The following is a 14,167-nucleotide window of genomic DNA, read 5'->3' as shown; positions in this document are numbered from 1 at the left end:
TTGTTTTAATAATGCTAATGTAACTTTAAGGTTAATCATTTTAAGGACATGAGAAAATAATGAGACTATCCCTAACTCAATCAGCAGCAAGTATATTGTATTTAGGTTTTATCCAATTTTTTCTTGTTGTTGCATTTTTGGGGGCTTTAGAAAGTGTTGTTGTTACGCAAAGCTTAATGCCGGTTATTTCTCTGCAACTTTCTTTGACTGCGTTAGGCTTAGCTATTTTATTGGCTTTTTTACCTAAGGTTTTACCTACAAAAAAAATTAAATATCTCATACCTATATTACTCATTACCGGCGCTATATTGTTTATTAACTTTGAGCTAAGTTTGTGGCGACACGATAGCAGTAGCTGGTTTTGGGACAGCCATAACCCTTTTATCTCATCTTTTAGTGCTGTAATGGTATTTGTGTTTTTTTTAGCTTTAATTATAAAAATTAAAAACCCAATTACTACCGTTAAAGGTTCTATAACCGCTAAAGTAATTACGTTTTTTGCTATTTTTATTGGCATAACACTTTGGCAAGTTACCGCGGTTAAAACGGTAACTAATGTAGCTGTAGATGCACAAAATAAAATTAAGTTTGTTGAAACTATACTCAATAAAAACCTCGAAAGTCATATCACATCACTTACTCGCATAAAAACACGTTTAGAAGCAGTGAATGCCGACGACTTTATAAAAATGGCTAATATAGACTTAAAAATTTATACCCAAGACTTTGAAATTATTAGCAGTATGCTTCTTCTCGATGAAGATTTGAATTACATAAGCGGCACAACGTATTCTAAGCAATTTACTAATGACGGATTAATTTCAACCACTCCTATTACTAACTGGTTAAAAGCCGCTAAAAATGAAGTTAGATTTGCGGCTAACTCAGCAACATTAGACACAGACACGCCCATAATTATGTTCTCAATTCCAATAACGGCAAGCAATGGTAAAAAATACCAAGTGCTGGCACTGTTAAATTTAAACTTGTTAATTGAAAACAGATACATAGATTATCTCAGCTCGTTTGATACTTTTATTGAGTTAACACCTAAAATTTATTTCGCAATCGACAAAAACCAAAAAAATGTTCAAGACTTAAATAGCTTATTAAGCCGTTATAGTAAGCACTATATAGTTAACGAAATTGTTGTAAGAGGATTAATTAAGCACAACGTTTATAGCTTTATTAAAGACTATTCAAAGCTTAAAGAAGCGGCACAAATTGAGCAAATGATCATATGGCTTACTTTTGCGTTTATTTATATTTTGATATTAGCCACTGACTCTACTTTTTTGCTCAGACAACAGTCTATTGTGTTACATAAAATGGCTAAATACGACGAGTTAACCGGCCTGCTGCGCCGTGATGCATTAAATGCAGAAATAGAGGCTAAGCAAGTTAACTGTGTCGATGTAAATTGTGCGATGGTGTTTTTTAATTTAGATGGCTTTAGCGCAGTAAACAATAGTTTAGGCCATAAATTAGGTGACATGGTTTTGCAATTAGTCGCTAAAAGGCTTAAGAAAAATGCTGTTGGGGCAGGCGCCATATCGCGTTTTGGCAATGATGAGTTTGTATTGCATTACTGTAATATATCTAAGCAGCAGCTATCGGATGAAATTACACTCGTAATAAAATCGCTAGCCGATATATATAACTTAGGTGAGGTTGATATCCACCTTACTGTGAGTGTTGGCATAGCTATGTCTGATGGAGAGGTCATTAGCCCTGCATTACTACTACAACAAGCTGATATAGCAATGGATAACGCTAAAGCTTTAGGCGGCAATCAATTTTGCTTTTACCATAAGCTTATGGATGAGAGCCATAATTTTATGGTTACAATTAGAAGTGAGCTACAAAAAGCGATTAAAAATGAGGCATTAGAGGTTTATTATCAACCCATTTATAACTTAACTACTCAGTGTATTGTTGCTGTAGAAGCTCTAGTTCGCTGGAAAAATAATGGCAGTTACATTTCTCCTGCTGTTTTTATTCCTATTGCAGAACAAACAGGGCAAATACTACAAGTGGGCGAACAAGTCCTTACTCAAGTACTAAACGATATAAGTACCATAGCTGAATTACAAAATATTTGTGTTGCGGTTAATTTTTCACCGCAACAAATACAACAGCGAAACTTTACCGAAAAGCTTTATAAGTTAACTTCTGAAAAAAATATACTGCCTAAGTTGCTCACCATCGAAGTGACCGAAATGATTATGTCGGAAAAAGGCGCTATTGAAGAAGTGCTTAAAGCGCTAATGAATAAAGGTTTTAATGTAGCAATTGATGACTTTGGGACGGGTTACTCAAGCTTGTCTTATTTATCGCGTCAGCCGGCAAATATAATAAAAATAGATCGTGAATTTACCATTGGCGCCGAATTAGCTGGGCAAAAAAGAGCATTGCTAGAAGGCATTATTAATATTTGCACGCAGTTAAATAAAACAGTGGTAGTAGAGGGTGTAGAAAGTCCTGAGCTGATCGGTTATTTATCTAAGTTTAACAACATTAGAATACAAGGCTTTTATTACTGTAAACCTATGCCTCTGGATAAACTTATAGAATATATACATAGCAACAAATAGCGATTTTGATAATAAATTATTAAAATCGCTGGTTAATTAAGTTGTTGTACTGTACCTAATATTATATCGCTTTATTTTTTAAGGCTCAATATTCCTTTTGAGTCGGATGATTTATTTGCTTTTATACTTTTAGGTTTACCAACATAAGTGGTTGAGCGCTTTTGATAAGGCGTTTTACTACGCTCTTTTTTACGTTCTTCAGTGCGCTCACCTTGATTAAAACGTTTAGGGTTTTCGCCCTGAAAATCACGTTTTTTATCACTTGTTTTTTGCGGCTTAGCTACAGCTTGCAGGCTTTGTTGCTGTAAAGCGTTTGCTTCATCGTATACTGAATGCTCTTGGGTTTTTCCTGAGTCAGAGATAGAGTTGTTTATAATCGCCATTTCTTGTTCAGTTAAGTGACGCCATTGCCCTACTTTTAAACCTTTAAGCGTCACATTCATAATACGTACGCGTTTGAGTGTGACCACTTCGTAACCTAAATATTCACACATTCTACGTATTTGACGATTTAACCCTTGGGTTAAAATAATAGTAAACTGCTGCGCACCGGTTTGGGTTACTTTACATTTTTTAGTGATGGTATCGAGTATGGGCACACCATTACCCATTTTAGCTACAAACTGACGATTTAATGGTTTATCTACAGTAACTACATATTCTTTTTCGTGATTATTGCCAGCGCGCAAAATTTTATTAACAATGTCGCCTTCGTTAGTTAAAAATATTAGCCCTTCAGATGGGCGATCTAAGCGCCCTATTGGAAAGATTCTATCGGGGTAATTAACTGCTTTAACAATATTACTTTGAATTTTTCGCTCTGTAGTACAGGTAATACCAACGGGTTTGTTATAGGCAATATAAACGCGTTTAGGGATTGCTTTAAGTGTTTTGCCATCTACCAATACAACATCAGTAGATGAAACTTTTACGCCCATTTCCGGGCGAATACCATTAACAGTAACACGACCGTCTTCAATATATTTATCAGCCTCGCGTCGCGAACAAAAGCCAGTATCGCTAATAAATTTATTTAATCGTTTTAAGTCTGTCATGGAAGCAATTCACCTTAATTTTAAAGGCTGCTAGTTTAAACCACCCACAATAATTTTTCGCCCTTAATTTAACCTTTGTAGCCGTTTAAGCAGTGATTTTTGCGTAGGTTAATTTTCGCCATATGTATTCTAAAGGGCCTTGTTGAAAATAACGGCTATAAATGGCGGTAATAATAAGCTGAATAACGATTAGTAAGGTAGCAACTAAACAATAATCAATACGATTAAAACTGAGCGCCCACTGCTTAAAAAACACTTTAAACAACACAAGTTGCATTAACGTTTGGCTTATATATAAACTAAATGCTAAACGCCCTACTTGTTGAATTAATTTTCCTATGTTGGCATTGTTACTACACAACTTAACTGCAATGTGAATATAAATAACCGCCATACATAATGCTGCCACACTGTTAATTAATTCTTGCAGCGCATAAAATACACCACTGCTATATTGCTCTGTAGTTAGCCGTAAACTGGTAAATAGTAGCGCACTACTAATTACTAAAATGAGTTGCTTTGCCGATAAGCCGCTAGCAAACACCTGTTGCTTATACAGATATATACCTAATAACATTAGCGCTGTCGTTACCCACATGGTAAGTATAGGCACCATAAACACCATTAAGGCGTTCATAGTTATGTTAGATAACAAGTGATCGCCATATGATTGAAAGTATTGGCTATACAAAGCATTAAACTCTGGCGAGTCACGGTATATTAATGTCTCTGGTACGCTATACATAACTAAAGCGGTAGCCAAACCCGAGAGTAAAATAAACCCATAAGCGTGCTTTAAAAGTTGCTCATTGGTACTGCTTAAGTACCTTATAGCAAGCAACCCCGACACCCCATACAAAAACAGAATATCACCGGCCCAAAGTAAAAAACCATGCAATAAACCAAAAACTAGTAACCAATATAGGCGGCTTTTAAGTGGTAAAACCAAGTTGTAGCGTTGCCATTGTATGTACAACCCAGCCCCAAACAGTATGCTAAATATGCTCCTAAAACGCCCTTCAACAAATATTAGGTTTAATGTTTGAATCAGGCTATCGCTGCTTGGTGGGGTTGTTAGTGGCGTATAACCGAGCTCAAATACTCCAAAGGTGTATATATTCATAAACACCAAGCCAAGTACGGCAATACCACGAATGAAGTCTAAATTATAATTACGCATTACCTATTCGATTACGTGGTGTTTTTATAGCTATCAGCCCAGTTTACAGCTTGTTTATAAATATTTGGTAGTAATGTGCTATCTATATTTATTAATAAAACTGCCTGCTCTAATGCCCACCAGCTTCCTGATTCGTATGCTTTTACGGTTTCAAGAATATAATGTAAGGTATTTTTTTCGCCTTGTAACGCTGCTTTAATGTCATCTGGAAATGGAAGTTTATTAACTAATAAACTCATAGGTTGATCTAATATGGCATCGAGTAACGAAAACAGCCCGGTTAAAAAAGCTTCACCTTTTTGCTGTTTACTTATTTGCGCGGCAATTAGTTCACAAAAGCGAGCACGAACTACGCATATTTGCATTAATTCGGCAGGCTTAGACTTAGCGGTATGAGCGGTCACAATCAGACTTACAAACTTTTTTAACCGCTCCTGACCTAAGTATACTAATGCTTGTTTAAGGGATGATATTTGGCTTTGAATTGGAAACACACCACTATTAATTAAACGTAATAGTTTATATGCCAGCGCAGCATCAAGCTCAAATAACCCAGAAATTACAGTTATATCTGGATTAGGTTTCATAACTTCTGCATAAATTGCAATTACCAGCGCGTAATTATAGTCTATGTCGTTTTGTTTAAGCATGGTTGGCTTTGCAAAAAAATAACCTTGAAAGTAATCGAAGCCCATTTTAAAGGCAAGCTCAAACTCCTCGGGCGTTTCTATTTTTTCAGCAAGTATTTTTATTCTTTTATGTTTTTTTAGTCTTTTAACAATCTGGGCAATTTCCGGTAATGGGGTTTGGCGTATATCAAACTTAATCAAATTTACCAGCTTTAAAAAGCGCTCCCACTGTGGGGTGTACACAAAGTCATCTAACGCTAATTTATAATTGCTATGAAATAAATCACGGCATAGCTCATAGTTATCGTCTGTGGGTTCTATGGTTTCGAGTAACTCAATTACCACATCTTTACAGGGCAAAAATGCACATAAATCGAGTTTTAACGACTCTGGGCCTATATTAATCAGCGCTTTTTTACCTGATGTAATATGGCGGGTTCCTAAATTAAGCTGATTTTCCATGATCAACCTTGCGGTTGCTTGACCATCAGATATTCCCGGGAAATAGTTTTTATCACTATCACGAAATAATAGCTCATAAGCAACCACATTCTGGCGACGATTTAGTATTGCTTGCCTTGCAACAAATACAGACACATTACCTACTTCTTAGTTTTTATACAGTACTTAGCTATTAATAGCGTAATCAGCAATAATTGTCACTTTTCTTCGACAAAATCATGTTAATTAACCTATTTGGTTTAAAATATATGCAATTTTAAGCAACTGTTAATAAACGCTACGAGATAAGTCTTTAGTTCTCTTCTACCATCAGCGATAATAACGATATATTAATTAACATTCTGAAATATATTAATTTGATGTTGAAAAAAAGTATTCTACTTTCTATTGCTGCTCTGTTTATTTTTAGTGCCACATATATAGGCTCTGCTATTTATACCTTGTATAGCAAAAAAATGATTTCTGTTGACCCTAGGCTCAAAGAAGTATCTGGTATTGAGTATGATAAGCATAAACGCTTATGGGCTATTAACGATAGCGGCGACGAGCCTAAACTTTACCGACTCAATGATGATGGCTCAATTGCTAAAGAAATATTAGTGACGAACGCTAAAAATATAGATTGGGAAGATATGACCCAAAATAAATTTGGTCACTTTTTTTTAGGTGATTTTGGTAATAACACCAATGAGCGCCGCTGGCTTACTATTTATAAAATAGAAAACCCCATTGATATTAAAACCGATACCACCGAAGCTGAAATAATTAAGTTTACCTACCCCGAGTTAGACGGTACACCGGTTGCTCCAGATAACCGCAATTATGACTTAGAGGCGTTTGTAGCATTAGGTAGGCACTTATATTTATTTACCAAAAATCGTACTGAACCCTTTGATGGCATTACAAATGTATATAAAGTGGGTGATCATGCGGCTAATTTTAACGCAGAACTAATCGACTCATTTAAAACCTGCACCACCATGGAAAAGCTCTGCTGGATAACCTCTGCTGCACTGAGCCCTGATCGGAAAAAACTAGTGCTATTAGACTCAACTAGCCTTTGGTTATTTGAGAATTTTAAAAGGGATAAGTTTTTCTCGGGTGACGTGTCGCGAATAGACCTAGGCATTGTTACCCAAAAAGAAGCGGTTACTTTTTACGACGACAACACCATAGTATTTACCGATGAAGAGTTTAAAGGTATTGGCGGTAATGCTTACGTTATAAAACTCGACGAAGCCAAAAAGCAAATCATTAGAAAAGCACCTTTAAAACCATAATAGTTAATGGTGCTTAATGTATTACTTTAAAGTGCTGAGCTTAGGTAGCTCAGCAAAATAAATATCAATAAAAAAGGCTCTAGCCTTCTTCTTCAACCAGCGACTCTAGAAGGTCAAGTATTTCTGCTTTAAGCTCTTTATCCGAAATTTTATTAGCGCTGATTTTAGCATCTTGAAGGTTTTTAATGGCAGCCTCTTTTTGGCCTAATTCTAACTGCAAAGTTGCCATAGAAAATGCAACCGACGACATATGATCTTTAGAGTTAATGGCTATCGATTTTTTTAATGCTTTTTCGTAGCCTTCAATTGCTTCCTCTAATTCTTCGGTAAAATCAGCCAGCGTTTCCCATTGTACAGGGTGATCTTTGCTGGTATTTTCGTTTTCAATACAAATTGCTTTAAGCTGCGCGTAAAGTGACTCGAACTTTTTTGTATCGTTTTTATTTGCAGCCGCCATTAGCTCTTCAGCTAAGTCGTGTACTGCTTTGTATACTTTGGTGTTCATCATTTCTAATTACCTTTTGCGGCCACTAAATAGTGGGTAAATTAATCATTCTCTCTTTAATAAACTTATTTTAGCAAATTAATAAATATAAGCTGCAATGAAGTGCACTTTATCAAGATTAATACCAATACCATTGATTAAGAGAGCTATTTAAATGACGATAAAGTCACTAAATTATTAGCGACAAGTTTAACGCATTTACCCGAGCAAAAGATAAGTAATTAAAATATTACAAGCTTACACAGTCAATAAACTTTTCTGCGACTAAGCTAACCGGTGTTTTTTTATCGTAAAATGCTGCGTTATGCGCCGTTAAAAAACTGTGCGCATTTTGCTTTTGATTGATGAAACTTAAGTTTACAAGAGTCAACCGTTTTCCCTAAAACCTGCTGATAAACTGCATCATCGCACATTGAAAGTGCAAATTGTGAAGCTCCAGCAATAATTTCATCTATGCTCACTGAGTCTGGGGTCGAATCTGAGCCTAGTTTATAAAATAAATCGCTATACTCTTTAACTTCAATAGTTTTGTTCGCATTAAAAATGGCGGCATGAACACTAAGGTAATAGCCACTCGTTATTATTAATAAAACAATGATGGTTATAATAACTTTCACAATTGTCCTTATCATGTCAGCAGATTGCTGATTCCTTGGCAGTGCGGCTAATGAAATAAACTACCCAATGTACTGTAAATTGATTGCTATTAATTGAATTAAAAAGGGAGAGTAATATTCAACTTTCCTAAGTTTATTTAAACAGTCCTTGTTTACAAAGTACAAGCTAATAGTATGCACTTTCATGACATTAGAGCTTGTACTCTATGCAATAACTTTATTATAAATTGCTTGCTATATCAATGCGTAATCGCTACCTGTTTACATTTTTATACAACAAACCTAGCGTTTAAATTTGGTTTCTAAAATAACAGATGAAGTAGTGCGTTCTACACCATCTAAGTTGCCAATATCATCGAGTAAGTGGCTAAGTTGTTCTAAGTTTTGTGCTTGCACAACTGCAATTAAGTCAAACTCGCCACTAATAGCATAAAGCTGCGATATAGCATTAATTTGCTTTAGCTCTAAATTGGTTTTTGTCGTCAGTTTTTGCCTTACTTTAATAGACACATGAGCGGCTACCATACTATTTAAAAAGTCATCGCCGTAATCAACGCTGTAACCTTTAATTACGCCACTTTCCTCTAGCTTTAACATGCGGCTTTGTACAGTTGAGCGTGATAAATTAAGGTGCCTAGCTAAATCTGAAATACTCGCTCTGGCATTAGTTTTTAAAATAGATAATAGCTTTTCGTCTTGTGTAGTTATCATAATGCACAAACCCTTCGTTAATTTGACTTTTATTCTAATCATTTTTCACAAAATAGCACTGCAAATTTCATTCGCAACCTTCGATAATGACACTTATAACAAAAAACACAGTGTTTACTGAAGAATACAGGCTAAGTTCTTCTTTGTTTTAGCAACACTTTTTTAAGTAGCCACATAATTTAGGTGTGAAAATGCAAGTAACTAGAGACTTATTTAACGATGTAATGGTGCCAAACTACAATCCTTCAGCAGTTATTCCGGTGCGCGGCGTAGGTTCTCGTGTATGGGATCAAGATAATAACGAGTTTATTGATTTTGCCGGCGGGATCGCGGTTAACTGTTTAGGCCATTGTCATCCGGCTTTAGTTAGTGCACTAAAAGAGCAAGGTGAAAAAATTTGGCACTTATCAAACGTAATGACCAACGAGCCTGCTTTGCGTTTAGCTAAAAAAATGGTTGATGCTACATTTGCTGAGAAAGTGTACTTTGCCAACTCAGGTGCCGAAGCTAATGAAGCAGCGCTAAAATTAGCGCGTCGTTTTGCTCTTGACGTACACGGCGCTGAAAAAACGCAAATTATTGCTTTTAATAAAGGTTTCCACGGTCGTACCTTTTTTACCGTAACGGTTGGTGGTCAAGCAGCTTATTCAGATGGTTTTGGCCCTAAGCCTGCCGATATTGTGCATTGCGATTTTAACGACATTAGCGCGTTTGAAGCGCTTATTAGCGATAAAACCTGTGCGGTAATGATGGAGCCACTACAAGGTGAAGGCGGTATTATTTCACCTACTGACGATTTTGCACATAAAGTACGCGAGCTATGTACTAAGCACAACGCGCTACTTATTTTTGATGAAGTGCAAACGGGTGTAGGCCGTACTGGCGATTTATACGCGTATCAGGGCTTAAACGTAGTACCTGATATTTTAACTACAGCAAAAGCGTTAGGTGGCGGTTTTCCTATTGGTGCCATGATCACCACTACGGCAATCGCAGCGCATTTAAAAGTAGGCACACATGGCTCTACATACGGTGGAAATCCATTAGCCTGCGCCGTAGCCGAAGCAGCTTTTGATACAGTAAATACCCCTGAAGTACTTAGCGGCGTAAAAGAGCGCGAACAGCTGTTTCGTGATGGCTTAAATGCAATTAACGAAAAATATAATGTATTTAGTAAAATTCGCGGTAAAGGTTTATTAATTGGTGCAGCACTAAACGACAAGTTTGCTGGGCGTGCGCGCGACTTTTTAATAGCCAGTGCTAACAATGGTTTAATGAACTTAGTAGCCGGTGCGGATGTTATTCGTTTTACTCCGTCTTTAGTAATTCCGCTAGAAGATATTAAAGAAGGCCTAGAGCGCTTTGATAAAGCCGTAAGCGATGTAGTTAACGGTTAATAATAGTAAACCAGCACGCCTTTGGGCGTGCTATTGGAGCAAGTAATTAATGCAAGTATTACGTCCTATTACAGCCAACGACTTTGATGCGCTTAAGCAAATAGCAATAGAGTCTGGGCATGGGTTTACCTCTTTGCCCGTGGATGACACCCAGCTAAAAGAAAAAATTGACCGCGCTGAAAAAAGCTTTGCTAAAAACATTAATAAACCATTGGACGAGAGCTATTTATTTGTTTTAGAAGACAGTGAAACAGGTAAAGTGATTGGCACAACCGCAATAGAAGCCGCTGTAGGCTTAACTGTGCCGCTATATCATTATCATTTAGGTAAAACAGTGCATCACTCGCCTACACTAAATGTATATAATACAGTTGATATTTTGAGCATGTGTAACGACTACACGGGTTGCTCTGAAATATGCACTTTATTTTTACGTGAAGACAGCCGTACAGGCTTAACTGGACGCTTTTTATCGCGCTCGCGCTTTTTGTTTATGGCGCAGCACAGCGAACGCTTTGCCGATACCGTCATTGCCGAGATGCGCGGTGTAAGCGACGAGCATGGCCACTCACCATTTTGGCAATGGCTACAAGAGCACTTTTTTAGTATTGAGTTTCCACAAGCTGATCATTTAGTCGGTTTAGGCGACAAGGTGTTTATTAGCGAGCTCATGCCTAAGTACCCTATTTACGTAAATTTACTGAGTAAAAAAGCCCAAGCTGTGATCGGTCATGTTCATGAAAAAACCAAACCCGCGCTTAAACTCCTCGAAAAAGAAGGTTTTGAGCATCGCGGCTATGTTGACTTATTTGATGCCGGCCCCACTGTAGAAGCTAAGCTAGGTAATATTCGCAGTATTCGCGAGTCTCAAGTGTGCCCTATTACCATAGGTGAACTTGAGCACATAACACAAAACAGTTCCGACACGCTCGCTATTTGTAATCATGGTGTGAGTGACTTTAGAGCTACATTTACTAAACACGCGCATTATAATCATGCAAAGCATACGTTAATCATTAGCCAAGCAGTGGCTGATGCACTTAAGTTAAGCCAAGGAGATGCAGCACGATTCTTTCGTCTGTAAATATATATGAATACACAACTTATAAATAACCAATGGCAAGCAGGCCAAGGCCCCGCGTTTGCCTCAATTAATCCAAGCAATGGCGAAACAATTTGGCAAGGTAATGGCGCCAGTACTGAGCAAGTAAATAGCGCAATAAAAGCAGCAAGAGCAGCGCAGTTACAATGGGCCGATACCCCGCTTGAGCAGCGCATTACTATACTAGAAAACTTTGCTGCACAACTAAAAGAACACAGCGAAGAGTTTGCCGTTATTATTGCCCAAGAAACCGGGAAACCTTTATGGGAAACCCGTACTGAAGTAGGTGCGATGACAGGTAAAGTCGCTATTTCGGTAAAAGCATATAATGAGCGCACCGGCACCACAGAAAACCCAATGCCTGGTGCTAAAGCATTTATTAGGCATAAACCGCACGGTGTAGTGGCTATTTTTGGCCCTTATAACTTCCCGGGGCACTTGCCTAACGGGCATATTGTGCCAGCTATTTTAGCGGGTAACACTGTGGTATTTAAACCCTCTGAGCTTACTCCTCATGTAGCACAATTTACTTTATCGCTGTGGTTAAAAGCAGGTTTACCTGCTGGTGTAATTAACCTAGTACAAGGCGAAATTGAAACAGGTAAGGCATTGGCCGCTCACCAAGACATAGATGGCTTATTTTTTACCGGTAGTTCTAATACGGGTCATTTATTACATAAACAGTTTGCTGGCCATCCGGGTAAAATTTTAGCGCTTGAAATGGGCGGCAATAACCCGCTTATAATTAAAGACGTAAACGATATTAGCGCCGCAGTACACGACATTATTCAATCAGGCTTTATTACCTCAGGCCAACGCTGTACGTGTGCACGCCGTGTATTTATTGAAAAGTCGAGTAATGGCGATGCCATTTTAGCTAAGCTTATTAGCGCCACTAACAATATTGTAGTTGATGACAGCTTTGCAACAGAACAGCCATTTATGGGTGCTATGATCAGCGAAAAAGCAGCATTAGGTATGGTGGCTGCGCAAAATGAACTTGTCGCAAAAGGCGCTGAGGTTTTAGTTGAACTTAAGCAATTAAAACCAGGCACTGGTTTTGTCAGTCCAGGTATTATTGATGTAACTAATGTTAGCGATATGCCAGATGAAGAGCATTTTGGGCCATTAATAAAAGTATACCGTTACAGCGATTTTGACAGCGCCATTAATGAGGCAAATAACACCAGCTTTGGTTTATCTGCCGGCTTACTAGCCGATAGCGAACACGATTATAGCCATTTTTTAAAGCGTATTCGTGCTGGCATTGTTAACTGGAATCGCCCCATTACCGGTGCGTCTAGCGCTGCACCATTTGGTGGCATTGGCGCAAGTGGTAATCACAGAGCAAGCGCCTATTACGCTGCCGATTATTGCGCCTACCCGGTAGCTTCTGTTGAATCAGACAAAGTAACCTTACCGCAAACCCTCGCGCCGGGCTTAATAATTGAATAAATACAACTTAACTAACGTTAGGTATATAACAAAATTTAAGGATTTAAAATGCATACTGATGTAAATACATTATTTGATAACCTATGGCAAAACTACTTAAACGTAACGCCATCGGCAGACAAAATTCATGATCTATTAGGTTCAACGCAAAAAGATGACATTATTAACGATCATATTGCTCTGCGTACCTTTAACATTGAAAAAGTGGGCTTAGAAAAGCTGGCAGCACACTTTTTAGCTTTAGGTTATAAAGAATGCGGTGAGTATCACTTTGAAGCTAAAAAACTATACGCAAAGCACTACGAGCATAGCGATTTAACACAGCCAAAAGTATTTATTTCTGAGTTGTTGGTCGATAAATGCTCTCCTGAGTTACAAGCAATTGTAAATGATATGGTAAGCCAAATTGACGAAAGCGCAGTGACTGCCGATAACTTTTTATACTCAGGCACGCACTGGCAAGTAAGCACAGACACTTATAAACAACTTCTTGCCGAGAGCGAATATGCAGCGTGGATGTCGGCATGGGGTTATCGAGCTAATCACTTTACGGTAAATATTAATACCCTTGATAAGTTTGATAATATTGAAGATGTTAACCAAGCACTAAAAGATGCAGGCTTTACACTTAACAGCTCAGGCGGCGAAGTAAAAGGCTCGCCAGAGGTATTACTTGAGCAATCGTCAACCCTTGCTGATGAGTACTCAGTGAGCTTTAGCGATGGTGAAATGAGCATTCCTAGCTGTTTTTATGAGTTTGCTATTCGCTATCCTAAAGCCGATGGCGAGCTTTACACCGGGTTTGTAGCAGCCTCTGCCGATAAAATTTTTGAAAGTACCAATGCGCGCTAACTAGCCTGTATTTAGTTACTTTTAAAAAGCCCGTAAAGGGCTTTTTTTATGCCTATTTAACATCAACTCTGGTGAAGAGATTTACTAACGTAATGGCGCTTCGATTAATTTCACTTATCGATAAGATGATTTAAATTAACAACCCAAACTACTGTTTTATATTAACTTAAATTAATTCCACGTTATTTAAAATTAACTATTGCACCAATTAAAAACACGTTTTATTATTTCGCCGTTTCTTGATTATAATCAATCCGAGTAGATTACAGACCTAGTTTGTAGCAAGGCAAATCAGCAACTATACAGCCAAGTTTTACCTGGCTAATTA

The 14,167-nt window shown here is 37.7% G+C and carries 12 protein-coding genes; 6 read left to right on the top strand and 6 right to left on the bottom strand.

Annotated elements, in window-relative coordinates; translation table 11 throughout:
• Positions 1-59: 59 nt before the first annotated feature.
• Positions 60-2,594: a putative bifunctional diguanylate cyclase/phosphodiesterase gene (locus PNIG_RS18935; protein ID WP_089369263.1), complete on the top strand. Its 2,535-nt coding sequence runs from the start codon at positions 60-62 to the stop codon at positions 2,592-2,594.
• Positions 2,595-2,665: 71 nt separating this feature from the next.
• Here PNIG_RS18935 and rluF read toward each other — a convergent pair whose 3' ends face one another.
• From rluF to PNIG_RS18920, 3 genes are all read right to left on the bottom strand, one after another.
• Positions 2,666-3,649: a 23S rRNA pseudouridine(2604) synthase RluF gene (gene rluF, locus PNIG_RS18930; RefSeq protein ID WP_086997498.1), complete on the bottom strand. Its 984-nt coding sequence runs from the start codon at positions 3,647-3,649 to the stop codon at positions 2,666-2,668.
• An 85-nt stretch (positions 3,650-3,734) separates the two neighbouring features.
• Positions 3,735-4,829: a DUF418 domain-containing protein gene (locus PNIG_RS18925; RefSeq protein WP_089369262.1), complete on the bottom strand. Its 1,095-nt coding sequence runs from the start codon at positions 4,827-4,829 to the stop codon at positions 3,735-3,737.
• A gap of 11 nt (positions 4,830-4,840) precedes the next feature.
• Positions 4,841-6,055 carry an EAL and HDOD domain-containing protein gene (locus PNIG_RS18920; RefSeq protein WP_089369261.1) on the bottom strand — a complete coding sequence of 405 codons (1,215 nt, stop codon included), beginning with the start codon at positions 6,053-6,055 and terminating at the stop codon, positions 4,841-4,843.
• A 224-nt stretch (positions 6,056-6,279) separates the two neighbouring features.
• Between PNIG_RS18920 and PNIG_RS18915 the strand changes: the two genes are divergently transcribed.
• Positions 6,280-7,200 (top strand): hypothetical protein, encoded by a 921-nt coding sequence (locus PNIG_RS18915; protein ID WP_089369260.1) that lies wholly within the window; start codon positions 6,280-6,282, stop codon positions 7,198-7,200.
• Positions 7,201-7,279: 79 nt separating this feature from the next.
• Here PNIG_RS18915 and PNIG_RS18910 read toward each other — a convergent pair whose 3' ends face one another.
• From PNIG_RS18910 to PNIG_RS18900, 3 genes are all read right to left on the bottom strand, one after another.
• Entirely contained in the window at positions 7,280-7,708 is a 429-nt protein-coding gene (locus tag PNIG_RS18910) for a Replicative DNA helicase (RefSeq protein WP_089369259.1), read from the bottom strand.
• A gap of 299 nt (positions 7,709-8,007) precedes the next feature.
• Positions 8,008-8,322, bottom strand: coding sequence for a hypothetical protein (locus PNIG_RS18905; protein WP_244181080.1), 315 nt, complete (start codon positions 8,320-8,322; stop codon positions 8,008-8,010).
• Between the two features lie 282 nt (positions 8,323-8,604).
• Entirely contained in the window at positions 8,605-9,033 is a 429-nt protein-coding gene (locus PNIG_RS18900) for an Lrp/AsnC family transcriptional regulator (RefSeq protein ID WP_058375026.1), read from the bottom strand.
• Between the two features lie 191 nt (positions 9,034-9,224).
• Between PNIG_RS18900 and PNIG_RS18895 the strand changes: the two genes are divergently transcribed.
• From PNIG_RS18895 to PNIG_RS18880, 4 genes are read left to right on the top strand one after another with little or no spacing between them, the layout of a single operon-like run.
• On the top strand, positions 9,225-10,430 hold the full coding sequence (locus PNIG_RS18895; protein WP_089369258.1) for an aspartate aminotransferase family protein: 1,206 nt from the start codon (positions 9,225-9,227) through the stop codon (positions 10,428-10,430).
• Positions 10,431-10,479: 49 nt separating this feature from the next.
• On the top strand, positions 10,480-11,514 hold the full coding sequence (astA, locus tag PNIG_RS18890) for an arginine N-succinyltransferase (protein WP_011330052.1): 1,035 nt from the start codon (positions 10,480-10,482) through the stop codon (positions 11,512-11,514).
• Between the two features lie 6 nt (positions 11,515-11,520).
• Complete coding sequence (astD, locus tag PNIG_RS18885) at positions 11,521-12,987, top strand: succinylglutamate-semialdehyde dehydrogenase (protein ID WP_089369257.1); 1,467 nt, start codon at positions 11,521-11,523, stop codon at positions 12,985-12,987.
• A gap of 48 nt (positions 12,988-13,035) precedes the next feature.
• Complete coding sequence (locus PNIG_RS18880) at positions 13,036-13,839, top strand: DUF1338 domain-containing protein (protein WP_086995857.1); 804 nt, start codon at positions 13,036-13,038, stop codon at positions 13,837-13,839.
• Positions 13,840-14,167 lie beyond the last annotated feature (328 nt).

The sequence above is a fragment of the Pseudoalteromonas nigrifaciens genome (genome assembly GCF_002221505.1).
GTDB classification, from domain to species: domain Bacteria; phylum Pseudomonadota; class Gammaproteobacteria; order Enterobacterales; family Alteromonadaceae; genus Pseudoalteromonas; species Pseudoalteromonas nigrifaciens.
Note: the sequence above shows the minus strand (reverse complement) of the source record. Positions and strands in the feature narration are given on the sequence as shown.